This window comes from Salmonella sp. A29-2 (genome assembly GCF_020150755.1).
In the GTDB taxonomy this organism is placed as follows: domain Bacteria; phylum Pseudomonadota; class Gammaproteobacteria; order Enterobacterales; family Enterobacteriaceae; genus Salmonella; species Salmonella enterica.
This window is the reverse complement of sequence record NZ_CP083731.1, coordinates 2246530-2270124: the sequence shown is the minus strand read 5'-3', so window position 1 is coordinate 2270124 and position 23595 is coordinate 2246530. Positions and strand designations below refer to the sequence as shown.

24 protein-coding genes are annotated in these 23595 nt (G+C 47.7%); 10 read left to right on the top strand and 14 right to left on the bottom strand.

Annotation, left to right across the window (positions count from 1 at the left end; all coding sequences use genetic code 11):
• Positions 1-31: 31 nt before the first annotated feature.
• Both K8W53_RS11110 and smrA read right to left on the bottom strand, forming a co-directional pair.
• Positions 32-1186 carry a methyl-accepting chemotaxis protein gene (locus K8W53_RS11110; RefSeq protein ID WP_000945609.1) on the bottom strand — a complete coding sequence of 385 codons (1155 nt, stop codon included), beginning with the start codon at positions 1184-1186 and terminating at the stop codon, positions 32-34.
• A 392-nt stretch (positions 1187-1578) separates the two neighbouring features.
• Positions 1579-2142 (bottom strand): DNA endonuclease SmrA, encoded by a 564-nt coding sequence (gene smrA, locus K8W53_RS11105; protein ID WP_001046799.1) that lies wholly within the window; start codon positions 2140-2142, stop codon positions 1579-1581.
• A gap of 257 nt (positions 2143-2399) precedes the next feature.
• Between smrA and ogt the strand changes: the two genes are divergently transcribed.
• From ogt to uspE, 3 genes are all read left to right on the top strand, one after another.
• On the top strand, positions 2400-2915 hold the full coding sequence (gene ogt / locus K8W53_RS11100; RefSeq protein WP_023203164.1) for a methylated-DNA--[protein]-cysteine S-methyltransferase: 516 nt from the start codon (positions 2400-2402) through the stop codon (positions 2913-2915).
• Positions 2916-3110: 195 nt separating this feature from the next.
• Positions 3111-3863 (top strand): fumarate/nitrate reduction transcriptional regulator Fnr, encoded by a 753-nt coding sequence (gene fnr / locus K8W53_RS11095; RefSeq protein WP_000611914.1) that lies wholly within the window; start codon positions 3111-3113, stop codon positions 3861-3863.
• Between the two features lie 150 nt (positions 3864-4013).
• Positions 4014-4961, top strand: a complete 948-nt coding sequence (gene uspE / locus K8W53_RS11090) for a universal stress protein UspE (protein WP_001262138.1) — start codon at positions 4014-4016, stop codon at positions 4959-4961.
• Positions 4962-5015: 54 nt separating this feature from the next.
• Here the strand turns inward: uspE and K8W53_RS11085 are convergent, their stop codons facing one another.
• On the bottom strand, positions 5016-5270 hold the full coding sequence (locus tag K8W53_RS11085) for a DUF2534 family protein (protein WP_000605645.1): 255 nt from the start codon (positions 5268-5270) through the stop codon (positions 5016-5018).
• Positions 5271-5508: 238 nt separating this feature from the next.
• Between K8W53_RS11085 and K8W53_RS11080 the strand changes: the two genes are divergently transcribed.
• Complete coding sequence (locus tag K8W53_RS11080) at positions 5509-6540, top strand: mechanosensitive ion channel family protein (RefSeq protein WP_000493670.1); 1032 nt, start codon at positions 5509-5511, stop codon at positions 6538-6540.
• An 85-nt stretch (positions 6541-6625) separates the two neighbouring features.
• Here the strand turns inward: K8W53_RS11080 and K8W53_RS11075 are convergent, their stop codons facing one another.
• On the bottom strand, positions 6626-7228 hold the full coding sequence (locus tag K8W53_RS11075) for a helix-turn-helix domain-containing protein (protein WP_052939388.1): 603 nt from the start codon (positions 7226-7228) through the stop codon (positions 6626-6628).
• A gap of 43 nt (positions 7229-7271) precedes the next feature.
• On the opposite strand from K8W53_RS11075, the gene K8W53_RS11070 reads away from it, so the two are divergent.
• Complete coding sequence (locus K8W53_RS11070; RefSeq protein WP_023224872.1) at positions 7272-7958, top strand: B3/4 domain-containing protein; 687 nt, start codon at positions 7272-7274, stop codon at positions 7956-7958.
• A gap of 27 nt (positions 7959-7985) precedes the next feature.
• Positions 7986-8324: an antibiotic biosynthesis monooxygenase family protein gene (locus K8W53_RS11065; RefSeq protein WP_000051809.1), complete on the top strand. Its 339-nt coding sequence runs from the start codon at positions 7986-7988 to the stop codon at positions 8322-8324.
• Between the two features lie 105 nt (positions 8325-8429).
• Here the strand turns inward: K8W53_RS11065 and K8W53_RS11060 are convergent, their stop codons facing one another.
• The 4 genes from K8W53_RS11060 to zirU all read right to left on the bottom strand — a co-directional run bounded on the left by K8W53_RS11060 (position 8430) and on the right by zirU (position 12838).
• Positions 8430-8987, bottom strand: coding sequence for a redoxin family protein (locus K8W53_RS11060; protein WP_023224871.1), 558 nt, complete (start codon positions 8985-8987; stop codon positions 8430-8432).
• A 97-nt stretch (positions 8988-9084) separates the two neighbouring features.
• Positions 9085-9915: a two-partner-like secretion system exoprotein ZirS gene (gene zirS / locus K8W53_RS11055; RefSeq protein WP_072106044.1), complete on the bottom strand. Its 831-nt coding sequence runs from the start codon at positions 9913-9915 to the stop codon at positions 9085-9087.
• Between the two features lie 20 nt (positions 9916-9935).
• On the bottom strand, positions 9936-11918 hold the full coding sequence (zirT, locus tag K8W53_RS11050; RefSeq protein ID WP_052939390.1) for a two-partner secretion translocator ZirT: 1983 nt from the start codon (positions 11916-11918) through the stop codon (positions 9936-9938).
• Between the two features lie 74 nt (positions 11919-11992).
• Complete coding sequence (gene zirU / locus K8W53_RS11045) at positions 11993-12838, bottom strand: two-partner-like secretion system exoprotein ZirU (protein WP_023182211.1); 846 nt, start codon at positions 12836-12838, stop codon at positions 11993-11995.
• Positions 12839-13127: 289 nt separating this feature from the next.
• On the opposite strand from zirU, the gene K8W53_RS11040 reads away from it, so the two are divergent.
• Together K8W53_RS11040 and K8W53_RS11035 are read left to right on the top strand one after the other, a co-directional pair.
• Complete coding sequence (locus tag K8W53_RS11040) at positions 13128-13985, top strand: GyrI-like domain-containing protein (RefSeq protein ID WP_010989022.1); 858 nt, start codon at positions 13128-13130, stop codon at positions 13983-13985.
• 390 nt (positions 13986-14375) lie between these two features.
• Entirely contained in the window at positions 14376-15485 is a 1110-nt protein-coding gene (locus K8W53_RS11035) for a hypothetical protein (protein WP_023223624.1), read from the top strand.
• A gap of 213 nt (positions 15486-15698) precedes the next feature.
• On the opposite strand, the gene K8W53_RS11030 is transcribed toward K8W53_RS11035, so the two are convergent.
• Both K8W53_RS11030 and K8W53_RS11025 read right to left on the bottom strand, forming a co-directional pair.
• Positions 15699-15935, bottom strand: coding sequence for a YgdI/YgdR family lipoprotein (locus K8W53_RS11030; RefSeq protein WP_023223623.1), 237 nt, complete (start codon positions 15933-15935; stop codon positions 15699-15701).
• Positions 15936-16063: 128 nt separating this feature from the next.
• A complete protein-coding gene (locus tag K8W53_RS11025; RefSeq protein ID WP_000208474.1) occupies positions 16064-16654 on the bottom strand; it encodes a TetR/AcrR family transcriptional regulator in 591 nt (196 codons plus the stop codon).
• 77 nt (positions 16655-16731) lie between these two features.
• Between K8W53_RS11025 and bdcA the strand changes: the two genes are divergently transcribed.
• On the top strand, positions 16732-17445 hold the full coding sequence (gene bdcA / locus K8W53_RS11020) for an SDR family oxidoreductase (protein ID WP_000979084.1): 714 nt from the start codon (positions 16732-16734) through the stop codon (positions 17443-17445).
• 90 nt (positions 17446-17535) lie between these two features.
• On the opposite strand, the gene K8W53_RS11015 is transcribed toward bdcA, so the two are convergent.
• Complete coding sequence (locus K8W53_RS11015) at positions 17536-18405, bottom strand: aldo/keto reductase (RefSeq protein ID WP_023223622.1); 870 nt, start codon at positions 18403-18405, stop codon at positions 17536-17538.
• A gap of 276 nt (positions 18406-18681) precedes the next feature.
• Complete coding sequence (locus tag K8W53_RS11010; RefSeq protein ID WP_000359203.1) at positions 18682-19587, bottom strand: LysR family transcriptional regulator; 906 nt, start codon at positions 19585-19587, stop codon at positions 18682-18684.
• 117 nt (positions 19588-19704) lie between these two features.
• Here K8W53_RS11010 and K8W53_RS11005 point away from each other — a divergent pair, with 117 nt between their 5' ends.
• Positions 19705-20634: an aromatic alcohol reductase gene (locus K8W53_RS11005; protein WP_023182215.1), complete on the top strand. Its 930-nt coding sequence runs from the start codon at positions 19705-19707 to the stop codon at positions 20632-20634.
• A gap of 457 nt (positions 20635-21091) precedes the next feature.
• Here the strand turns inward: K8W53_RS11005 and K8W53_RS11000 are convergent, their stop codons facing one another.
• Positions 21092-22294 carry an MFS transporter gene (locus tag K8W53_RS11000; RefSeq protein WP_023182216.1) on the bottom strand — a complete coding sequence of 401 codons (1203 nt, stop codon included), beginning with the start codon at positions 22292-22294 and terminating at the stop codon, positions 21092-21094.
• Between the two features lie 379 nt (positions 22295-22673).
• Positions 22674-23450, bottom strand: coding sequence for an SDR family NAD(P)-dependent oxidoreductase (locus K8W53_RS10995; RefSeq protein ID WP_001649240.1), 777 nt, complete (start codon positions 23448-23450; stop codon positions 22674-22676).
• Positions 23451-23595 lie beyond the last annotated feature (145 nt).

Here is a 23595-nt window from a genome sequence, read left to right as displayed (position 1 = left end):
TTAGCAACAGGCGCTTACCAAACATGTATTATCAGGCCTGGCCGCGCCTGGTGATGGTCGAAAGAGGTGATACATGAGAGCGCGACAGAACATGTTCACTGTAACCCGGCAGGCTTAAACGAAATTTGTCAGTTTTAGTCTGTAACTCGATCACCTGCGCCTTTAAAACATCCGAAGAAGCAGATAACGCTTCAACCATTAAAACATTGCTATGGGTTGCGCTTTCCAGATCGCTCAACGCCAGGGTTATCTGGTTAATGCCTTTTTCCTGCTCCCGCGTAGTGGTGGAAATTTCACTCATCAGCACGTTTAATTGCCCGGAGCCGCCAACAATCTCCCGCATATTTTTTTCAGCCTCCTGCACTATGGCGGCCCCCTGCCGCACATTGTCATGCGTAACGTCGATCAGCGCCTTGATACTTTTTGCCGCCTCGGCGCTACGATGCGCCAGATTACGCACTTCCCCGGCCACCACGGAGAAACCTTTTCCATGATCGCCCGCCCGCGCAGCCTCTACCGCCGCGTTAAGCGCCAGAATATTAGTCTGGAATGCGATACCGTCAATCAATGAAATAATCTCCGTCATCTGCGAGGCACAGTCGGTAATAGAACGCATATTTTCTGTAACCCGCACCATTAATTCACCGCCTTTACGGGCGCATTGGGTTGCACAATCCGCCTGTATGCTCGCCATTCGGGTATTATCCGCATTGTTTTTGGTACTCGCCGCCATTTCATCCATACTGGCGGCAGTTTGAATTAGCGAGGCCGACTGCTGTTCCGTCTTTACGGATAGCGACAGACTGCGCGCCGCCAGTTGTTCGGAAAGGGTCATTGCCGTTTGCGAAGAGGATCTGATTTCACGTACCAGCGCGGAAATATTCTCCGACAGGCTATTAATCCCGGGGATGAGTCGTCCGGCGCAATTATTGCCAAATTCGGAGATATGAATAGACAAATTTCCTGCTGCGACCTCTTCAATACTTTTCTTCACCGTATTAATCGGCACTACCAGATAGCAGGTCATATACCACCAAAGCAGTAATGCCGAGATCAGATAAATGATATTACACGTAATTAAAATAGGGAAATCGTGCAGAAAAGCTATTTGTAAAGTATCCACTAAAAGAAACGTACATACCATGAATAGAATAATGCATGTCCTGACGCTGATATTTCTCAACATTTTTGACGGCCTACAACCAGGATAGGAGACAGGTTTTATTTTTATAGCATTTCAGATATATATTGCCATTCGTTTCTTTGACATTCTCCATATTCAATACCAGACCATCGCCATTTCCCTTAGTGCAACAGATAAAATCACCTATATTCGCTATGCCAGGATATTCATCCATCCATATTGACAAGTGATGTACTTATCACCATTTTCTGCTTAATAGTTAAGTCGAAAGCCAGTATATTTTAATAGACGCTTAAATAAGCGAATGACTGTTTCTCCGTGTTATTACCGCGGACAGCGTTATCGCCCGTTCTCTTGCAGAATCCTGAGCATCAGGCATAAAATCGGGTTCGCGCGAGCTTGCGCTGGCGGTCCTGTCCGCCAGCGGCAACGATTTACCGACTACGCTTCGCATGGCGCTCCCAGTTATCCTGTTTAGCCTGCACCGTTTTACGTAACGCGACATAACATGCCCCGCCGCCGCCATGGTGCGGCAGCGCCGAACAATAAGCCTGTACATCCTCAAACTCTGTCAACCAACGGGCCACATAGCTTCGGACGATATTGGCATGCGACTTCGCCTCTCGCCCTTTACCATGAATGATCAGGACATTACGCAACCCCTCTTTCTGCGCCTCCAGGATAAAACGAAACAGCATTTTTCGGCACGTTTCGACCGGCTGGCGTAACAAATTGAGGCTGGCCTGCTGAGGGTATTTCCCACTGCGTAACTTGTCGATGACACCCTGCTGCAATCCTTCCCGACGAAATTCCAGCGGTTCATTCAGCGGCAGAATATCCAGAAAGCCCGTCGTCAGGAAATTATCAAGCTGAAGCGTGTCGATACGCTGGGGCGTTTTAAGATTACGCGTTGGCTGCCAGTGTACATCAGTATGGCGTTTCAGCGGCTGGACATCCTCCATGGCGTCAAGAAACAGCGCTTTATCGTCAAGGTTCATGGTTCATCCTCCAGCGTTTTTGCGACTGCCGTTATCATAACCGTGCCCTGTTATACCGACAACGGTTTACAGTTATTTCCAATAACAGCGACAATGTCAGGCAATTAACCGCCTCGACAGGCTCCCTTTTTCTCCGCCAACGATATTACTGGCGCTAAATGTGTTATCCCTGACTATCTTTTAAGGAGTATGGTTGCGGGTATTCTTGGCATGATATCTTGTCTCTTACGTTAGATTAAGACGATGTGAGAGAACGGATGCTGAGATTACTTGAAGAGAAGATAGCCACGCCATTAGGTCCGTTATGGGTGGTTTGCGATGAGCAGTTTCGACTGCGGGCCATTGAGTGGGAACAGTACCGCAATCGTATGGAGCAACTGCTAAATATCCACTACCGTCACGAAGGCTATGAACGCGTTTCTGCGACTAACCCCGGTGGACTCAGCGATAAGCTTGCAGATTATTTTGCAGGCAATCTCGCCGTAATTGATACCCTGGAAACCGCCACGGGGGGTACACCTTTTCAACGGGAAGTATGGCAGGCGTTGCGCGCTATCCCCTGCGGGCAGGTGATGCACTATGGTCAGCTGGCGGCGCAACTGGGACGACCGGGCGCCGCACGCGCAGTCGGTGCTGCGAATGGCGCTAACCCCATCAGTATTGTTGTTCCCTGCCATCGCGTCATTGGGCGTAACGGCACTCTGACCGGATACGCAGGCGGCGTGCAGCGAAAAGAGTGGCTATTACGCCATGAAGGCTATCTTTTATTATGAAAATACAGGCAAAAAGTGCCTTATCGGTCACACTTTTATGTAAAGCAACAACAAATAAATTACGTGTTTTCAAATAGATAAAAGTATTCATCAAACTTATACTTGAATTATTCCTTCTCCGGGATAGCTCAGACTTACGCGCTCACCAAAAAGATGTTAAAATTGACAAATATCAATTACGGCTTGAGCAGACCTATGATCCCGGAAAAGCGAATTATACGGCGCATTCAGTCTGGCGGTTGTGCTATCCATTGCCAGGATTGCAGTATCAGCCAGCTTTGCATCCCGTTCACACTTAACGAGCATGAGCTTGATCAGCTTGATAATATCATCGAGCGCAAAAAGCCCATTCAGAAAGGGCAAACTCTGTTTAAAGCAGGTGATGAATTGAAATCGCTCTATGCTATCCGCTCCGGAACGATTAAGAGCTACACCATTACCGAGCAAGGCGATGAGCAGATTACTGGATTCCATTTAGCAGGCGACCTGGTGGGTTTTGACGCCATTGGCAGCGGTCATCATCCGAGCTTTGCACAGGCGCTGGAAACCTCAATGGTATGTGAAATACCCTTTGAGACGCTGGATGACCTGTCCGGCAAAATGCCTAACCTGCGTCAGCAAATGATGCGCCTGATGAGCGGTGAAATTAAAGGCGATCAGGATATGATCCTGTTATTGTCGAAGAAAAACGCCGAAGAACGTCTGGCTGCGTTTATTTACAACCTGTCCCGCCGCTTTGCGCAGCGTGGTTTTTCACCGCGTGAATTCCGCCTGACGATGACCCGTGGCGATATCGGCAACTATCTTGGCTTAACGGTCGAAACCATTAGCCGTCTGCTGGGGCGTTTCCAGAAAAGCGGTATGCTGGCGGTGAAAGGTAAGTATATTACTATTGAAAACAGCGATGCGCTGGCGGCCCTCGCCGGTCATACCCGCAACGTCGCTTAAACGTCAGCTAAACCATTGATGTTATCTTCTGCCATATCGTTAAATTTTTCTCATTTATTGATCTGGCAGAAGCGCTTCCTCTGTTTCATTCACCATATTTGAGTTACTCTTTAGTTACAAACTGCGATGACAGTTGTAAGGAGACCCTGTATGGCTATGTATCAAAATATGCTGGTGGTCATCGATCCCAATCAGGACGACCAACCCGCATTACGGCGAGCAGTTTATTTGCATCAACGGATTGGCGGCAAAATTAAAGCTTTCCTGCCTATTTACGATTTCTCGTATGAGATGACCACCCTGCTTTCTCCTGACGAACGCACCGCAATGCGTCAGGGCGTAATAAGTCAACGCACAGCCTGGATACGTGAGCAGGCGAAATATTATCTTGAAGCTGGTGTCCCCATTGAAATTAAAGTGGTCTGGCACAATCGTCCCTTTGAGGCCATCATCCAGGAGGTTATCGCCGGCAGTCACGATCTGGTGTTGAAAATGGCGCATCAGCACGATCGACTGGAAGCGGTCATTTTTACCCCTACCGACTGGCATTTGCTGCGTAAATGCCCAAGCCCCGTGTGGATGGTCAAAGATCAGCCGTGGCCAGAAGGCGGCAAAGCACTGGTCGCCGTGAACCTGGCAAGCGAAGAGCCCTATCACAATGCTCTCAACGAAAAGCTGGTAAAAGAGACCTTACAATTGGCGGAGCAGGTTAATCATACCGAAGTACACCTGGTCGGCGCCTACCCCGTTACGCCAATCAATATCGCCATTGAGCTGCCGGAATTTGATCCCAGCGTGTATAACGACGCCATCAGAGGCCAGCATTTACTGGCGATGAAAGCGCTGCGCCAGAAATTCAGCATCGATGAAAAAGTTACGCATGTAGAAAAAGGTTTGCCGGAAGAAGTTATCCCGGATCTTGCCGAACATCTCCAGGCGGGGATCGTTGTGCTTGGCACCGTTGGACGTACCGGACTCTCGGCCGCGTTTTTGGGGAACACGGCCGAACAGGTCATTGACCATCTGCGCTGCGACCTGTTAGTCATTAAGCCTGATGAGTATCAAACACCGGTGGAACTGGACGACGAGGACGATTAATCCCTCTTGCGTCCTGCCGGATGGCGCTGCCATCCGGCCAATACCCTATTCCTGTTACTCATCTCCACCGAGGAAATAGATCCCCAAAGGAATCGCCAGCAGAATAGTGAACACCAGACTGTAAACGAAAATCATTGCCGACTGAATGGCATACATAGAGCTTGTCCACTCGGACAGTGGAATATGATATTGCTCAATCACACCGCCGATAGTCGCGCGCGTTACCACCGATGCCGCAACGATAAACACTGCCAGCAGGCATAACAGAAATTTTTTCCCCTTCGCCGATTTCAGCTTCATCATGATCATAGTATTGTCCTTTACAGATGACTTTGTTACCTGATAGCAACAATACCATGACAATCACGCGATGTCTGCTCCATAAAACGTGACATTGTATTTACATAAAAAGTAAACCGCTGAGATTAAAGCTGATAGCACTATTTCTTCTTTTTACTTATCGATGATCTACGCGTTTATCCTGGGTAAAATACCTGTTAATCAGGTCATTCTGAGCTGTTATCGTAGGAAGGAGCGGAAAACAATAATGTTCACTGAATTTTTTCTCAAAAACGCATTTAATCTGGCGATACTTTTCAGTTGCGGTATGGCGTTGCTGGTCGTGAGATTTTGGCTCAGCCGTAACGTACAGTGGAAGAAAGGATTCACGTTCCATGCGGCACAGTTTTTTATTTACGCGATTATTATTGGAACCATCGGGAGCATCCTGAATAATGCTATTGAAGATTATAATTTGCGTTTTATCTCTTCCGGGGTCATTGATTTTATCTGCACCTCGCTCATTGCGCTTATTCTGACGATAAAACTTTTCCTGATTATTAACCAATTTGAAAAAGCACAGGTCAATAAAGGTAGAGATGTCACCAGTACCCGTATTCTGGCACGGGTCATAAAAATAACCATTATTGTCGCGATTGTCTTACTGTATGGCGAACATTTTGGCATGAGTCTGTCCGGTCTGCTGACCTTTGGCGGTATCGGCGGTATCGCTGTTGGTATGGCGGGCAAAGATGTCCTGAGCAATTTCTTCTCCGGTATTATGCTCTATTTCGATCGCCCCTTCAGTATCGGAGACTGGATTCGTTCTCCTGACAGAAATATCGAAGGTACGGTCGCCGAAATCGGCTGGCGAATTACACGAATTAACACATTCGACCACCGCCCGTTGTACGTGCCTAATTCCGTCTTTTCATCCATTAGCGTTGAGAATCCGGGACGGATGACCAACCGTCGAATAAAAACGGTTATTGGATTACGTTACGAAGATGCCGACAAAATTGGCCTCATTGTTGACGCTATCAGAAACATGCTGCAGGCGCACAGCGATATCGATCAGAAACAGACGCTGTTGGTCTATTTTAATGAATTCGCCGACTCTTCGCTGAATATTATGGTGTATTGCTTTACCAAAACAACAGTATGGCAGGAATGGCTTGCCGTACAGCAGGATGTTTACCTGAAAATTATTGCGATTGTCCAGGAAAACGGCGCTGACTTCGCCTTCCCAAGCCAGACGCTCTATATCGATGATCCGGAGGCCGCGCCTGCAATAAAATAAAAGATAGCCAGTGCCCGATAACGCTTATCGGGCACCGAGGCTTCCCTGTCCGGATGACGGGTTGTTAGCGCCTTCCTCACGGTGATCAACGGCTCTTTTCATTCACCGTCATGGTAAATTCAAGCACCTCATTAGTGTCGTTAACGTAGGCATGAGGCATGTCGGTTCTGGCTACAGCGGAGCAGCCCTCACGAATAATAAAGCGTCTACCATTGACTGTTAATGTCAGTGTTCCCTGATTAACAAACAGTAATTCACAGGTGTCAGCCGGATGCCCTGCCGATTCAAACTGTTCACCAGGATGCATTATCCATTGCCAGAGTTCCAGCATATCCGGCCCGCTGGTTCCCGCCATCAGTTTTGCGCTGCCGCCTTTCTCGCCGCGCCACAACACCGGAATAGCATCCCGGTCGATAAGATGGACCATCGGCTCGCTGGCGACGTTGACAACATCCGCCACGGACACTCCCATTGCCGCCGCGATCTTACATAACAGCGCAATGCTTGGATTGGCTTTACAGCCTTCAATTTCCACCAGCATTCCTTTACTGACGCCGGAACGCCGCGCAAGCTCATCCAGCGACATCTTTTTTTGGCTACGAAATTGTTTGATACGTTGGGAAACAGCTGCATTTATTGTGCTGACGTCGGCGCCCGCCGTGGTCGATAAGTTGACTTTTTTGGTCATTGGTCGATATCATAGAATAAAATAGTCATTACAGGATTATGCGATGTCTTCTATGTTACCGTCAATCAGCCCGGAACTGGCCCGTATCGCTCCCGGCTTTCGTGCATTAAGTATTAATGTCATTGCCGCTCCGATTCGCGATGCGCAGGTCGGAGAAATCGCGCTAAAAGAGGCCTGTCAGGCCGTAATTAACGGCCAACCGACGTGGGCACAGGCGCATATAGACGCCTGGAATGCGGTGTTTAAAGCATTCGGCGCAAAACCAAAGCGCACCCCCTGCTCGGCTGAAGCGCTACGAAAACGCGTGTTGAAGGATGGAACAATGGCGGCGCTGGACCCGGTCGTTGATCTTTATAACGCCGTGAGCCTGCGCTATGCCGTACCGGTAGGCGGCGAAAATAGCGCGGCTTATTGTGGATCGCCGCGGCTGGTTTTCGCAGACGGTAGTGAAACATTTGATACCCTGAAAGAAGGACAACCCGCCACCGAGTCGCCAGAACCGGGCGAAGTTATCTGGCGCGATGACAGAGGCGTCACCTGTCGGCGCTGGAACTGGCGCCAGGGAGTACGTACCCGACTAAGCGCTTCAGATAAAGCGATGTGGTTTATCCTTGAAAGCTTGCCGGAAATGCCGGTTGATGAATTGTACGCGGCAGGAAACATGCTGACTGACGGCCTTGAAAAAATGATGCCGGGTTTACGTTTTGAATCCACGTTGATGGGTGTTTGATTGATATTGCGTAACAGGAGAAATACCATGTCGCTGTTTCTGACAAGTTTTATTTTCGAAAAAAAAGAGTACGACGAAGAGTTTTATCAACTGGATGGCTGGATTGAGCGCTATACGCAGTCTATTGATGGCTATATTGGGATGGAAAGCTATACCGATGCCGCCAGCGGAAGAATAGTTAATAATTATTACTGGCAGACCCGCGAATCAATGGAGCTATTGATAAATAATTTACAGCACCAGCAGGCCAAATCACAAAGTCATAAGTGGCTTTCCGGTTACCAGACGATTATTGCAGAAATTCAGGGGTGCCATAACGTTAACCTGCCCCATCCGCTGGCATCATTTTCAGTTCCTTATGCGTGATGCAATAGTATATATATTAAATGTGGGGGCACACAAGAGAATGCCTGCGCCCCTGCATTGCCGGTTATTCGGTTCTCTGTGCAGGGGCGGTGCTGATATAAGTGATTAGTAAACAGGAAGATGAGTGATATCTCGTGGTACACTAACACGCGTAACCACATTGTTTTCATCGCACTCTATCAACGCTCTGGCAAAAATACTGAGCTCATTAATTTTCAGCCCGGAATTATCCAAAAACTGGCGGCAAGCGTAGTCAGAAACAAAGGTTATGCCGGGATGAATATCATGTTCCCGAATAAAACGGGCCTGAGCAAATGGCGTATCCATACTCAGCACATATACCGCCCGGTTTGAGTGGCTACCCGCTGATTTAAGGCGGTCACTATAGTCTTTTACCTGCCATTCACAAACTGGCGTATCCAGTGACGGAACGACAATAATCTGCTTTTTTATCCCCGGGATACAGTAACCCGGTAATAAATTATGGCTCACCAGCCCCTTTGTGCAGGGTAATGGTTCGCCTTCAGCCAGTACACCGGGTTTGAGGGTCAGCTGCGTTTTGCCAAAGGTGACAGCGTGTTCCTGACCCAATGAGATATAATCCTGTGTTGTTGTTGGCGTCATAAAAACTTCTCCTTTTAACGTTTGTATTATTTTAGCCATAATAATTATTTAGCAATCCGCTAAAAAACCAGGTGAACATCCATAATAAGATGATGGTGATAAAAAGAATTATATTAGACATAATAATTAATATAGTTTATAGTCTTCCTCTGATGGAAATTTCTTTCGTGAAACTCATTGCATATTTAAAAGATATGTCAATACGTTCATTACTATGCCCACGATAGGTTATAACTTGTGTATATTTACCTGGAACATTTTCTTTCTTAAGAGGGCCATAATCCCATAAGCCTTTTAAATTTTCACGCGCTACAGTCTTATTAATGTGAACTTCATTTACAGGATTCCCGTCGATATCCTTAACAATAGTTGTGATGGTGGCACTTTCACCCGGCGATAATACAGACTTATCTATACTCATAACTGTTAAATCTGGGCTTGGCGTATTAGATATAGTTTCTGTTTCAATATACTGGAACTCAGATACCGATGGCACAGGCGTGTACCCTGACGCTGAAGCCATATCCGTTTCATTATAAATTTCTAGTTTAATCTTTGAACCCCGATGTTCCTTTTGGATATTAAATTTATGCTCACATGGCTTTTCACGTTTAAGTATATGCTGAGAGTTATCTTTATTGATCTGATAATACGTACATACTGTAGTAAAAGTTTCCGCAGACTGATAGTTATTATCCGGGTCTCTGATGCCTACATTTCTGGCATTCCTCGCAATAGTCATTCCCGGAAAAGGTGTATACTTTTCAATAGAAAAGCCAAGTCCATTAAACTGCAATTCGTAGGTATCACGAGGTGTTCCAGGCCTGTGCCCAACGCTCGGCGCCGTAGGAGGAGAAAATATCCCGACGGTTGCCGCGGACGTTGTCGACGAATCTGCCAAGACGCTTATCGGCGCAGCCGCCAGAAGCAGGCTATAGATAATAAGATTATGTTTCGACATACGCACTGTTGATCCTTTTTAAAACATTAATTCGCATCAGAGGTTGCGGTATTACCCTTAGCATTTTCCTTATCAGAAATAATTCTGACCCGGATATATTTATTCTGTAGCGATTCCCCGTTAAGGCTATAAGGGATAAGCCAGGTGGCCTTTGTCGCACCCGGTACGGATTGCCAGGATTTCATTTCATCCGAGATTTCCCACTGATAATTAAACGCATCAGTACAGTCCGTGTTATTTACACAAAGCGTTCTGGCTCGCATTTCTGTTCCGACGACTGGCGCAGTAACGCTTCCGTTGGCTTCTTCAGTACCCGGCGTAAAAAGCACCTCCACAGAAGTGACCTTCTGCGCAATACTGTCTGACTGCGCTTGTAGTAGTACGGTACCCTTCACCGGATGTTTATCGTCTGGTCCGCTTGCTTCAATATGTAATTTGAGCGAGCGGGCATCATCGCCGATATGGGTCACCAGAACCCGTTCAACCCAATGGCCGTCACGCTCTGTACCACCGAGCGCTTTAAATGCCAGACCCGGCATATCTGATTGATACTTAATATGACGTGGTTTGAGCGACGCCCACTCCTCTTCAGAACGCTCGCGCACGTAGTGCCACTCAATAACCTTCCCCTCTTCTCCGGCAGGAAGCGGCGTACTGATAACAAAGTTGCCGTCCTCAACCTGAACATCGTCATTGATAACATTTATCCATGAACGGAAACTGGTCTCATCCTGTGTCACCCTTACCGGGATACGCTCGGAGGTCACGCGAGTACCCCGGCTGTCAGTCACCGTTAAATAAAGGCTATACTCCTGACCGTCGGTCGCCGTCAGCGGAAGTTGTGGAAGGATAAGGCCGCTGCCCAGACTCCCCTGAAGCTGGAGTCCGGCGAGAAGTTCCGCATCACCCGACCACTCAACTTTCTCAATCGGGTAACGGCTATCTACCGTCGCCATTAATGTCACCAGCGTCCCGGACAGGCCTGACACCGGCATTGCCGTAATGCGGATTTTACTGGCCTGCTCCCGATACGCCATGACGATATCGTAATTACGATCGACAAAGGCACGCCGATTAGTCGTATTTGACGGCGCACCAACGTTGCGGTAATCAAGCTGTTCATGTAACGGCGTACCGAAGGAATAGTTGACTCTCAGACCGCCCTCTGCCTGCGAGCCGCCGTTACCGGCGTCCCGATATCCTGCTCTGACCTCAAGCAAGGGGGCAGGATTCCAGACCAGAGCCGCACCTGCGGCGCGGGGATTCCGGCTTAATGTACCGTTACCCAATAGATCAACTTTATCCCCGTAATACTGTTCATATGTGAGCTCGCCACTGAACCAGGGAAAATCGGGAAGCGTGCCTTTTGTTCGCAGATCAAAGCCATATGCCGGACGCTCATCATGTAATTCATGCGCTGCTGACGTTTTCCAGCCGGTGAGAGGGAAATAATAGTTGCCGGAAAAGGCCAGACTGTCTTTATAAACTTCCCCGCCAATGCCGCCACGTAAGTGGGAATAACGGATGTCGGCATCCAGAAACGTATTGACGCCGAGCAGCCATCCATTGACCTCCTGGCGGTAACCCATACCAACGTTAACATAGGTGCGGCCATCGAAACTGCTGCTGTCGTGGTCGCGAAAGCCAAGCTGGCCAAAGAGTAAAGACGATGTCGTTTCCTCGACGGGAATAAACATATCGAACTCTGATGAGCGATATTTCGCGCCATCTTCAAGATTGACGCCACCACGGAAAATAATCTCCGGAAAAGCGCTCTTCATCCCCTCGTTCACCAGATGATTAGCGGCTTGCCCTGGTAATGCCTTTATTTTTCCTTTGGCATAATCCTCCAGCGTCCCCTCCTGCAGATGCGGAGAAATAGACGATGCCGTCCCTGCAATCCATGACTGAATTTCATTATCGCTATCAGCAATGACCGGCAGTGGAATCTGACTGGTAACAATGGCCCAGGTTATATATTTAGTAATGGGTTTTTTAGAAAAAACCACTTTATTGCCTCCTGCTATACCCACCTGCCTTGCAGGGGGAGTATTTAAATAAGATGTTTATTTAGCGATAACCATCAGCGACGGATAGCGCGTTTATTCTCCGGCGTGGCTTTCGTCGTTTTAGGCGTAACGTGGACACGGAACAGTTTATTCTGCTCAGTTCCCTTAATAATATATTTATGCTTTTCAGCGTTGGTATTATTCAGATCGGTGAACTTATCTGGTGTCCCGGCATCCGCCATCTGCCAGGTAAAGTTATAATTACTGACCTCACACTCAGCCGCCGCTGTGGCGGCACATTCCAGTACCGCTTCAAGGGTGCCGCCTACCACTGGAGTGTTGGCGTCATTGGTACCGTTGAGTTTATCAGTCGGTTTACCACTTTCATTCACCACATTGATAGTGACAGAACGTAGCTTATTAGAAATTGTACCGTCTGCGGCGGAGTCGCCGCTCACCCCAGAAGATGCAGCAGTTAATAAGACAGTGGCAGGCAAGAATGCACTATCCGGCGTCCCCGTTGCCGTCTTAATTCGGTAAACGATTTTAATTTTTTTACCGCCTGCATCAGCAGGAATGGTAAAAGCCGTCCCAGTTGCCGCCGGGATTCCAGAAGGATCGGCGGCCTCATTATCCACCAGATACCATTTAATATCGTCGGCATTATTCATTTTATCCAGCGATAAGAGATCCCCATCCTCATCCTCAATAAAAACATCCGCTATCTGGAGGGTTGAACCGGTCGTCAGTTCCCCAGACACTTCTATCTTTTTTGCATTAGTAGTTGCCACAGGACGGTGACCAACAGAAGCAGGCGTAGCAGAAGAAGCCATATCATTGGCTCTGATATTCGCCACCGCCTCTACTGAGACCACGGATGCACAAATCGCTAACGCTAATAAAGATCTTTTGAAGTACAAAACAATTCCCTTTTATTCATTAGAAATAATTACGAGATTTATAATCTCACGGGCTAAAAATTCAGGGTTATTCAATCATTTTAACCGCCTGTGAAATTATGCCCTTCGCCATGCTAATTACTTAGCTTTACTGGCAAAAGCCGATCTCCAAGTGTAAAGTTTATTCAGAAACGTCAAGCAATTTAAATCTTTCTTGTTTTGCCAGAAAAGCTAACAACCACCCACCAGTTTAATAACACAGTATGTCAAACACCTTAAATGTTTATATTTTCGACTTCAATAAAGAGGAATGATGATGAAAAAAGCCATAATAATCTCAGTATTAGAGCAAATAGAAAAAAATCTTGAAGAGAGGATTGATATTGAAAAGCTGGTTGTTATAACAGGTTATTCGCGAAGGAGTTTGCAGGATTTTTTTAAAGAAAAGTGTGGCGTCTCTATCGGAAAATATATCAGACAACGCAAGTTGAGCAGAAGCGCCACTCTGCTAAAGCTGACCTCTCAGTCGGTCACAGATATCGCGTTCAGAATGGGGTTTGATTCAGTGCAGTCCTATAGTCGAGAGTTCAAAAAAACATTTGGCGTCAATCCCAATAACTATCGCAAGGCTGATTTCTGGGATCTCAGAAACCTACGGCCTCCCTACTGGCTTGACTGTGATGAGCATTATCAGTTCGAAATTTGTCAGCTTACGTCAAAAGAAATTTTCGGATTTCAAACATCTCATCAGATCGCAACAAATGACCTTCCTAAAAAAGCGTCGCCTATAAAATGGAAAATCATTCATGAGACGCTCAGAACGTGGGGCGAAAATGTTTATTGTCTCTCGTCTTTTAAGCCGGATAATACCAAAGACCAGGTCATCGCCGTAAGCAGTTTTTTTGGTATGGAACATAATTCCGTCGATGGAGGCAAAATACCCATGTCGAGGGTAATAAAATGTGGTAAATATGCAAAATTCCATTTCGTTGGTCATAAGGAACAATATCAACAATTTTCCAATACAATATATATGTGTATATTGCCAAAACTGAATCTTATCAGGAGAGAAGGAGAAGATATTGAATACTTCCATTTGGCATCCGTCCAAAAGCAACAGAATAATGAATCCATTGTCGATCTTTATTATTACATCCCTGTACTGTAATGACTTCGTACCATCCACGCATTTCATCTGAAAAGTCTTCTCTTTTCAGAACGGTAATAAAACTCTCAGTATTGATTCTGGTAAAATAAGTGACTATTAATATAGTTAACGTTTTGAAAGAATTGAAAAAAATAAATTGCGTGCACGCGACACCGGAGAAAAATTACTGACAGTACTGTACGGTGTAGTGATCAGGTAATATTGGCTACAGTTTACGGTAAAAGCAAAGTCCATACTTTAACTATTAATGGGAGTATGCTGGCCGGGCGGCTTGCGGGGCCTTCATGCTCCCACATTTACAATGTTGGTATGATTACATTCTCTCTATACTTTACTGTGCTAACCTTTTATCTCGTTGAGATAACGTTTAATTAAAATGCTCTCTTTTTGATGTACATTATAAGAGGAGACATTATTCATATTTTCGAAATCAGGGCAGACGATATGTATACAACCATCAGAAACACAACGCTAGCAATGGTAGCTTGTTTTTCGTATATCGCACATGCCAGTACCCACCCTCCTCTTATTATCACCAGGGGAGCCGGAGGAGACGCCTCCGGAGCCGCAGTCATTCATGATAATTGGCGGCATGGCACTCCTGACCTGGTCAATCTTACCGATATCCCCATAGATAAAATCAGACCAGAAAAATACCGTTGCGTACTGATTATTGGGCAAGGAGCTATAAAAGAGATGCTTCTTGCGAACAATGCCTCAGCAATACTTTCCGGAAAAACGGTTGGTCTTTATACTCATCTGATCGATCAGAACACGCTCAGATTACTTCGGCAATTGCAGAACAAAGTGAGATTCAATCTCTTTTTTACCCGCTCGCAGATAACTCTACTAAAACTAAGGAACATTTCAGAATATAATTTTTTGAGTTCTAAAGTAAATAATGTCTGGGGCCAAGACTCACTAGCAATTGAAACAGTGGCACCTGACAGGGGTAATATACCGGAAAAAGCCCTTCCCCTCAAAACAACGGATTATGTGATCTGGCTGGGTGGAAACTATACTACCTCTTCTGGTACGCAGCGTATCTTCACAAACGATCAGATTGTTGTAGCCCTGAAACCACTACATAATGTTATTTCATCAAATGCATCGATTGCTATTATGCTTTCACCACGTTTTTTTGATAATAGCATGAGTAAAGAAGCAAAAGTTAAACGACTGAAGGCAGTGCTTAACACCTTTTCGCGAAACAGGGTCACATTTTATATGAATAAGGAGATGCTAGCTAATCTGAAAGAATTTGATTTACCTGTTCAACTATCCCCTTCTTACGCAGAGCTGATGCGAATGCCCTGGGCCAGCGCTACCCGGCATTTTGCCTCTGTGGATCAATATAACCTGTTTGCTGATCTCATACCTAAAGTCACGCCGTTTCTTCTTGAACCGAATGATGCCGATCAAGCTCTCTATGCGACGGATTATCTTAATACCCGGCGTGTAAGTCTGACCCAAAATATTCTTAACCACGGTTGTGACTAAACAAAACGCGCAGAATCCGGGATAGTTAGCAATCCAAAACAGACCGTTAGCCATGAGTACTGTTTATCTTCACTATACAGGGAACAACCAAATAACTGACAACACAAATCAAGCCGATACCCGGAATTCGGCTATACAGGCGCTCTATTCAATTCTGGCCCAGAAACAGTCCGGTACCCATACTGGACACGGCCTCCCAACTGCTTTAGCGCATTACCAGTCCAGCTTCGATGCGCCTTCTGTCGTCTGCACTATTTCACTGGTTTTAATAACGCGATGATAACCATAAACATCAGCGTATTTCGTCATTCCGGTTGCGGTGTCAACCTCCGGCTTACCCTGCGTTTCAATAATCTCTCCCGTCCGGGTCGTCATGGTATAGGTCGTTGTACATCCGGCTAGCATCAACACTGATAAGCTAAATACCGTAATAAGACTACATTTTTGCATTTCTCGTTTCCCTGACACCTCTATTTTTGATGTACTTTACCGAATACCGCAACGGCAAGATGGATGATTAGGGCTATTGCTCCCTGTTTGTCCGTATCTGACTGGCTCAGGTTTTTTGATGCGCTGCGTTAATCCGGCAGTAATCGCTCCAGCACATCCCCAGCCAGAAGCACGCTCTCCTGAAGACGCTCCAGGCTATACCCCGCTCGCGCCTTGGCGGAAAGCCCCGCCATTAGCGTCCCCATAAAGTCCGTCGTCCGGTCAGCCTCTTGCGGATACCGCATGGCGACATAAGTGCGAATCAGGTTTTCAGCAGCGATGTAAAACTCGCAGGCGGCCTCTCGTGCCGGTTTATCGTTACAATGAGCGCCCTCCAGAACCAGACATCCAGTGGCATCAGGATCGGCAGCGTAACGTCTTGCCGCTTCCATCAGCACATCGATAAGGCACTTCGCGGTCGGGCGATCGTGACGCAGAAGCGCCCCGAGCGGAATCGCGTCGGTCATCCTGTAACGCTTTAATACGCGAGTATACAGCCCCAGCTTGCTGCCAAACGCCGCATAGAAACTGGGAGGATTGATCCCGAACGCTTTTGTCAGATCCGCTACGCTCACCGCGTCGTATCCGCGCGAATGAAATAAGTGTTGAGCGGTTTCAATGGCTTGCTCCGGATCGAACTGGCGAGGGCGACCCGGCGTTCGGCTATGTTTTGTAGTCATTACTACATAACTCCTTGACGGCATGATTTCATTACGCATATTGTAGTGGCTACTACAATATCATAAAGGACATCCTGATGATGCTATTTCGCAACAAATCTGTACTGGTTTTAGGGGGAAGTCGTGGTATCGGCGCGGCTATTGTACGACGCTTTAGCGCTGACGGCGCATCGGTCGTTTTCAGCTACGCCGGATCGCGTGAAGCCGCCGAAAAACTGGCAGCGGAAACCGGAAGCACCGCCATCCAGACGGATAGCGCCGATCGGGATGCCGTCATCAGCCTCGTGCGTGAGTACGGACCACTGGATATTCTGGTCGTCAATGCGGGCGTGGCTCTCTTCGGCGATGCGCTGGAACAAGATAGCGATGCGATAGATCGTTTGTTCCGTATTAATATCCATGCGCCTTACCATGCGTCAGTCGAAGCAGCCCGCAATATGCCGGAAGGTGGACGCATTATTATTATCGGTTCCGTGAATGGCGATCGGATGCCCGTACCGGGAATGGCCGCGTACGCCGCCAGTAAATCAGCCCTGCAAGGGCTGGCGCGCGGCCTGGCCCGTGATTTTGGCCCCCGCGGGATTACGATAAATGTGGTGCAGCCAGGTCCCATTGATACCGACATCAATCCGGAAGATGGCCCCATGAAAGAGCTGATGCACAGTTTCATGGCGATCAAACGACACGGAAGACCTGAAGAAGTGGCTGGAATGGTGGCATGGCTTGCCGGCCCGGAAGCCTCTTTCGTCACCGGCGCGATGCACACCATCGATGGTGCCTTCGGCGCCTGACGGCCAGGCGAATATCACACGGTTGCCGTCTACGCTCCGACAACCGTGTTAGAAGCTGTTCATGCGAGAAAACATCCGCAAGCGCCGGGATCAATCGTGGATTTTAACGCCAAGACAACCGCGAACAAATTCAGGATTAAAATGCTTCACCACTTCGCCAACGTAGCCTAAATCAAGGGCGTTGATTTGAGCCATTTCGTTATCCGTTAGTGAGAAATCCCAGATGGCAAAGTTCTCTTCAATACGTTCCTGTCGAGTGGATTTAGGAATAACCGTGACGCCACGCTGCACGTTCCAACGCAGGACAACCTGCGCGATGGTTTTTTGATGGGCATCGGCAATCCTTTGAAGCATGACATTTTCATACGGTTTATGTCTCCCGCCGCCTAACGGTGCCCACGCTTCAGGCTGAACGTTATAATGCTTCATGGTTTCCAGCGCGGCGGGTTGTGCAAAGTATGGATGCAATTCGACCTGGTTTACCATTGGCGTAATTCTGACGGTTTCACAGAAGTTGGCTAACACATGCGCATAGAAGTTGGACACGCCAATGGCTTTTAGTTTACCGGCTTCATAAGCGTCTTCCAGCGCGCGCCACGCGCTAAAATAATCGCCCATTGCCTGATGCAATAAATAGAGATCAAAATAATCTAACCCGGATTTTTTCAGCGACGCTTCAATACCTGCTTTGGCCAGATCGTAGTTAGCCATATCTTGCACCCACAGTTTAGAAGTAATAAATAACTCCTCACGGGTACACAGACCTGTCGCGATGGCTTCACGAACAGCGTCACCAACGGCATCTTCATTGCCGTATACCGCAGCGGTATCGATAAGACGATAACCGCTGCGAATAGCGCTTAACACTGACTGCTGGCATTCTTCTTTGTCGGTTACCTTAAAAACGCCAAAACCCACCATAGGCATTTTAAGGTTGTTACTTAATATTGAATATTCCACGCTAAAGCACCCTTTCGTCGTAAAGACGCCATGATAAGAGCAAAATACAGGTACAATGAGTATTGTTAAATCCGATTATATTTATACAAAAAGTTCATTAATAACAGTTGTACAGATTTTTTATTGCATCCAAACGTTCAGTGCTTGCTATATCCTCGCCGTGTAGCCCCCTGTTTGATAATGCCTTTTACTTATGCGTCAAAAACCAGTACCGTCATTTTGACCGTCTGTGAAAAAGTTTTCTGAACAGGCAATGCGATATCCGGAATAATATTTTTAGCGTAGAGGCGCCGGCTGGCTCAGCGCCGTTTTGCACCAGTCATAAAAAGCGCGTACCGCAGGCGGCAGAAACCTGTTTTGCGGATAGACCAGCGCAAGCGGCAAATCGTAAGAATGGTTGTCCATGCAGGTCACCAGCGCCCCGCTGTGCAGATACGGCGCAACCAGATAGCTGGCGACGCGAATTAACCCCAGCCCCTGTATTCCGGCCTGAATATAAGCGTCCGTATCATCGACAACCAGCGTCTCTTGCACCCGCATCGCGTAATCCTCCCCCTCACGCGTAAAAAACCAGTCGGTGGTACGCCCGGTGCGGTGGTTCAGGTAGCCGACCGCATGGTGTTTTTGCAGATCATCTAAATTTTCAGGGCTACCGTAACGCTCAATGTAAGTGGGCGATGCTGCTATCACCCAGTTAAAGCTGGCAAGTGGACGGGCAACCAGCGTGGTGGAATCATCGATCCTGCCAGCCCGAATCACGCAGTCATACCCTTGAAGGATAATATCCTCCACGCTATCGCTGGAACAAAGTATCAGCTCCAGCTCCGGATACTGGCGCAAAAAGGCCGGGAGCGTGGGAATAATGCAATGTCGGGCGAGAGATTGCGGCATCCCCACTTTAAAACGCCCTTTGGGTTGTGCCGCCCGGCCGGGAAATGACGACTCCATGGCCGCGATATCTGCCAGCACTCTTTTGCACTCTTCGTAGTAACGCCGCCCCTCTGCGGTCACACTAAGTTTGCGAGTTGTACGTTGCAAAAGCTGAATCTTAAGCCAGGATTCCAGTTCTTTAACCACCCGCGATACCGTTGAGCGCGGCACGCCCAGCACTTCGGCGGCTCTGATAAAACTATGGGTATCCACTACGCAAACATAGACCTGCATCGCTTCCAGCTTGTCCATTTTCCCCCGCCAATTATCCCATTTATCAGAACAGTCTAACCCGTCTTCGGCGTCTTATCGAACGCAGATCCCTGACGTAATCTCTATCTACAGGTGAATCAACACAGAGAGGTGCAAATGAAACAATCCAATAATCAGGTGGGTGAAAAAGTATTGGTGCTGGGCGCGGGACAACTGGGGGCGTCAGTGCTGGCGTCGTTGGTTCCGGCGGTCACACAGCGTAATGGTTCCGTTTGCGTTATTGTGTCAGGGCGATCCAGGGATAAACAGAGCAAACGACGTTCCAGCATTCATCAACAACTGGCGGATGCCGGTGCGCGGTTTATCCCGGTCGACATCGCAGACAGTTCGGTTGCAGCGTTAAAAGATCAATTCCACGGTTTTGATACGATCATCAATTGTATGGGGTTTATCGCCGGTGCGGGTACCCAGATAAAAATCACCCGCGCGGTACTGGAGGCGGGCGTTAAACGCTATTTCCCCTGGCAGTTTGGCGTGAATTACGATGTGGTCGGCAAAGGCAGCGGCCAGCCGGTGTGGGACGAACAGTATGACGTCAGGACGCTTTTGCGCGAGCAAAACGTCACAGAGTGGGTGATTGTTTCAACCGGTTTATTTACCTCTTTTCTCTTCGAACCGGCCTTTGATGTGGTCAACTTAGACCAAAAAACCATCAATGCCCTCGGCGGATGGGAAATGCAGGTCACCGTCACGTCGCCTGCGGATATTGGTCGCCTGACCACTGAAATTTATCTGCATCAGCCGCGTATCACTAACGAAGTCGTCTTTGTTGCGGGGGAAACGACCTCTTATGCAAAACTGGCGGAAACGGTCGAACGCGTGACGCAGCAAACCTTTACCCGAGGCGTATTGACGCTACCTGACTTACAGGAGCAACTCCGTTTACATCCGCATGACCCAATGCTGCGCTATCGCGTCGCCTTCGCGCGTGGTGACGGTATGTGGTGGCCGATGAGTGACACCTGGAATGCACAACATCATCTGCCGACACAGGATATTGCCGCCTGGCTGAAAACACAGCAATGAGAACGGCGGCATCAGGCGCTCGCTTAATCCCCATGCCTTCTGCCAGCACCAGGCGGCTGGCGTGGTTACCTTGCGTTAACAAGAAACCAGTACGCATCAGTGCCTGGTTATGTGCTCCTGCTGTAACACCATGTCTGATAATGCTTTTTTCTTATCTGCAAAAACTGATGCCGACATTTTTACCGTAGGGAAAATAGTTTTCCGTTTTGTGATCTAACGATGCTTTTAACAAAACGCTTTAATCCATAGAGATAGCGTCACGAATAGCTTCCGGTTCCGGCCCAAAACTGAATGCGCCCTCAAGAATAAAGGAAAGAATGATATTAAAGTGCTCTCTTGTTCTCATCACCCCAGAGATAAACACTAAAAAGCCACAGCTTGAATTGCGATTGCGGGTGTCGTTCCTCTTATTTTGCCATAACTTACACCGGTTACCTTCCTGACACTGAGGTAAATATTACTCATGCTTTACGACAACTGTCTTGTGACTCCTTTTTAAGATACACAGAAATGCAATGCCAACAGGGATAAGTGACCCCCATAATACGGCATTCCAGCCATAAAGATTCAGCAACGCACCGGATGAAAACGACCCGACAATCATTACGCCAAATACCACAAAATCATTCAGGGACTGCACCTGAGTCTTCTCTTCGGGGCGATGATAATCAATGATCTTCGCTGAAGCGCCGGTAAAGCCAAAATTCCAGCCAACTCCCAGTAATATCAAAGAGAGCCAGTAGTGGAAGATATCTGTTCCGCTGAGCCCGGCAAGAACAGAACCTGCCGTAATAAGCAATCCAGTTGCGGAAATCCGCAGCGCGCCGAAACGGTTAATTAACCTACCGGTGAAGAATCCAGGCCCATACATAGCAATAACGTGCCATTGAATACCCAGATTGGAGGCTTGTTGAGAAATTCCATGCATATGCATTGAAAGGGGAGCGGCGGTCATCAGGAAATTCATCACCATATACGCAACCGCGCCGCTAAACACGGTCTTCATGAAACCCGGCTGCCGAACAATTTCCTTCAGAGAACGCCCTCCTGATTTGGCTGCCACGGCTGGCTCGGCAGGAATTACGCCCTTAAGAATGAAGGCTGAAATGGTTGCTACCAGAGCCTGAGCTATAAAGGTAATAACAAATGTGTGTGGTGGTAGAAGATTCATTGTTCCCGTCACCAGCATTGGCCCAATGACACCAGCTACCACACCGCCCCCCATTACCAGGGATAATGCACGCGCTCGCCTTTCGGATGTCACTCCATCCGTTGCAGCAAAGCGAAAACTAAGTGCCACTGCAGCGTAAGCCCCTCCCAGGAAAGCGGCAAGACAAAATAGCAAAAATGAACCAATAAAAACCGCAAGGGCAGCAATCAAGCCAGTAATCACTCCGGCCCCCGTCCCGACCATAAATGCGGCTTTACGTCCCTTTTTTTTCGCCAGTGCGCCAAAAGGAAGAATGCAGGCGGCCATGCCCAGGACAAATATAGTGATGGGGAGTGTGGACAGAGCACCACTGGGAGCTATGGCATTACCAACAATGGCACCGGTAGCGTAGAAGACTACAGAGTTAGCCCCGGCAAGCGCCTGAGCTAAAGATAAGCGAATGATATTATTATTCTGCGCAGCTACTGGCAGCGTGTGTTCCAATGTCATTAGTTAAATTATCCTGATTCATGGCGAGTACAATTTGATAACGTTCCTTTCCTGCTTTTAGCTTGTAAAGTGCGTCTTTGCCCCAGCTCGGAATTAAATCGCCCTCAATGTTATGTTTTGTGTCACAAACCATCTATTTAGTGAGGCATTAATAACCCAGTAATGGATCTCCTCAAACTAGTGGATATTTCCACAGACACGAATAACGTACTTAATCTTGTTAGTGTTATTTTCCGCGTATGATTGGCAACATGTGAATAAATTTATCATGCTTCCTCCGCCCAACACTTCTGGTTCATCCGCATCAATGACATAATGTGAACAGGATTGAATCTGCTCCCTAATAACCACACACGGTTGTCTGCGTGCGGCCTTGTTATCAGGCGTTACGACCAGCCATCACACCACCGTCGATATCCCAAATCGCGCCACTAACCCAGCCTGTCTTGTCAGACAGCAGGAATGCTACCGTTTCAGCTATATCAACCGATGTCCCTACACGACCAATCGGATGGAAGCTATCGAAGCTGTTCATTACATCCTTCACATCGTCTTTAGGGATAAAACCTTCGTAAATCGGTGTATGTACGACCGCAGGAGAAACTGCGTTCACACGAATCCCGTTGCTGCCCAACTCAATCGCCAGATTTTTAGTCAACGCATGAAGACCCGCTTTTGCCATGGAGTAAGCTGAAGACGGTGTAGCGCCTATAGCTTGCCGTGCCCACATAGAGCCAATATTGACGATAGATCCCTTAATACCTGCCTCAACCATATTGCGCACAACATCACGGGTAATGAAGAAAGTGGCACGGTTAATGCTCATATACATGTCGTAATCGGAAGGTTCGTGCTCGGTAAACGGTTTTGGGAAGAACACGCCAGCCGCATTCACCAGCAAGCTAACGTCTTTATGCTCCGCATTGATGGTATCCAGCACATGTTTCATTCCTTCTTCTGTCATCAAATCGGCAACAATAATGGCAACCTGACCTTCTGTCGCCAGAGCCTGACGGGCTTGCTCTGCTTTGTCCTGGCGATTGCCAATCAGCACCACGCTACCACCGTTTTTCAATACCCGTTTCGCTGTTTCGAAACCCATACCGCTGGTACCACCTACTACTAACAATTTTTTACCTGTAAATAATGCGCTCATCGTTAACCTCTTAAATAATTGATTACTGCTTTTATGTGAACTAATGATGGCTTCAACGACGAGGACTGACGAATCAGAAGATTTTGCTGGCCGCTAAAGAAAATCTATCTCGCAATTAGTAACATCTAAGAGCCAGATTCTCTCT

What these genes read in the sequence shown, in the direction of transcription:
- K8W53_RS11070 (WP_023224872.1), top strand. Translation starts at nt 7,272, where the DNA reads ATGTCTTCTATGTTACCGTCAATCAGCCCGGAACTGGCCCGTATCGCT.
- K8W53_RS11065 (WP_000051809.1), top strand. Translation starts at nt 7,986, where the DNA reads ATGTCGCTGTTTCTGACAAGTTTTATTTTCGAAAAAAAAGAGTACGAC.
- ogt (WP_023203164.1), top strand. Translation starts at nt 2,400, where the DNA reads ATGCTGAGATTACTTGAAGAGAAGATAGCCACGCCATTAGGTCCGTTA.
- fnr (WP_000611914.1), top strand. Translation starts at nt 3,111, where the DNA reads ATGATCCCGGAAAAGCGAATTATACGGCGCATTCAGTCTGGCGGTTGT.
- K8W53_RS11025 (WP_000208474.1), bottom strand. Translation starts at nt 16,654, where the DNA reads ATGACTACAAAACATAGCCGAACGCCGGGTCGCCCTCGCCAGTTCGAT.
- K8W53_RS11000 (WP_023182216.1), bottom strand. Translation starts at nt 22,294, where the DNA reads ATGACATTGGAACACACGCTGCCAGTAGCTGCGCAGAATAATAATATC.
- K8W53_RS11010 (WP_000359203.1), bottom strand. Translation starts at nt 19,587, where the DNA reads ATGGACAAGCTGGAAGCGATGCAGGTCTATGTTTGCGTAGTGGATACC.
- uspE (WP_001262138.1), top strand. Translation starts at nt 4,014, where the DNA reads ATGGCTATGTATCAAAATATGCTGGTGGTCATCGATCCCAATCAGGAC.
- smrA (WP_001046799.1), bottom strand. Translation starts at nt 2,142, where the DNA reads ATGAACCTTGACGATAAAGCGCTGTTTCTTGACGCCATGGAGGATGTC.
- K8W53_RS11030 (WP_023223623.1), bottom strand. Translation starts at nt 15,935, where the DNA reads ATGCAAAAATGTAGTCTTATTACGGTATTTAGCTTATCAGTGTTGATG.
- K8W53_RS11060 (WP_023224871.1), bottom strand. Translation starts at nt 8,987, where the DNA reads ATGGCTAAAATAATACAAACGTTAAAAGGAGAAGTTTTTATGACGCCA.
- K8W53_RS11035 (WP_023223624.1), top strand. Translation starts at nt 14,376, where the DNA reads ATGTACATTATAAGAGGAGACATTATTCATATTTTCGAAATCAGGGCA.
- bdcA (WP_000979084.1), top strand. Translation starts at nt 16,732, where the DNA reads ATGATGCTATTTCGCAACAAATCTGTACTGGTTTTAGGGGGAAGTCGT.
- K8W53_RS11040 (WP_010989022.1), top strand. Translation starts at nt 13,128, where the DNA reads ATGATGATGAAAAAAGCCATAATAATCTCAGTATTAGAGCAAATAGAA.
- K8W53_RS10995 (WP_001649240.1), bottom strand. Translation starts at nt 23,450, where the DNA reads ATGAGCGCATTATTTACAGGTAAAAAATTGTTAGTAGTAGGTGGTACC.
- K8W53_RS11085 (WP_000605645.1), bottom strand. Translation starts at nt 5,270, where the DNA reads ATGATCATGATGAAGCTGAAATCGGCGAAGGGGAAAAAATTTCTGTTA.
- K8W53_RS11075 (WP_052939388.1), bottom strand. Translation starts at nt 7,228, where the DNA reads ATGACCAAAAAAGTCAACTTATCGACCACGGCGGGCGCCGACGTCAGC.
- K8W53_RS11005 (WP_023182215.1), top strand. Translation starts at nt 19,705, where the DNA reads ATGAAACAATCCAATAATCAGGTGGGTGAAAAAGTATTGGTGCTGGGC.
- K8W53_RS11080 (WP_000493670.1), top strand. Translation starts at nt 5,509, where the DNA reads ATGTTCACTGAATTTTTTCTCAAAAACGCATTTAATCTGGCGATACTT.
- K8W53_RS11110 (WP_000945609.1), bottom strand. Translation starts at nt 1,186, where the DNA reads ATGTTGAGAAATATCAGCGTCAGGACATGCATTATTCTATTCATGGTA.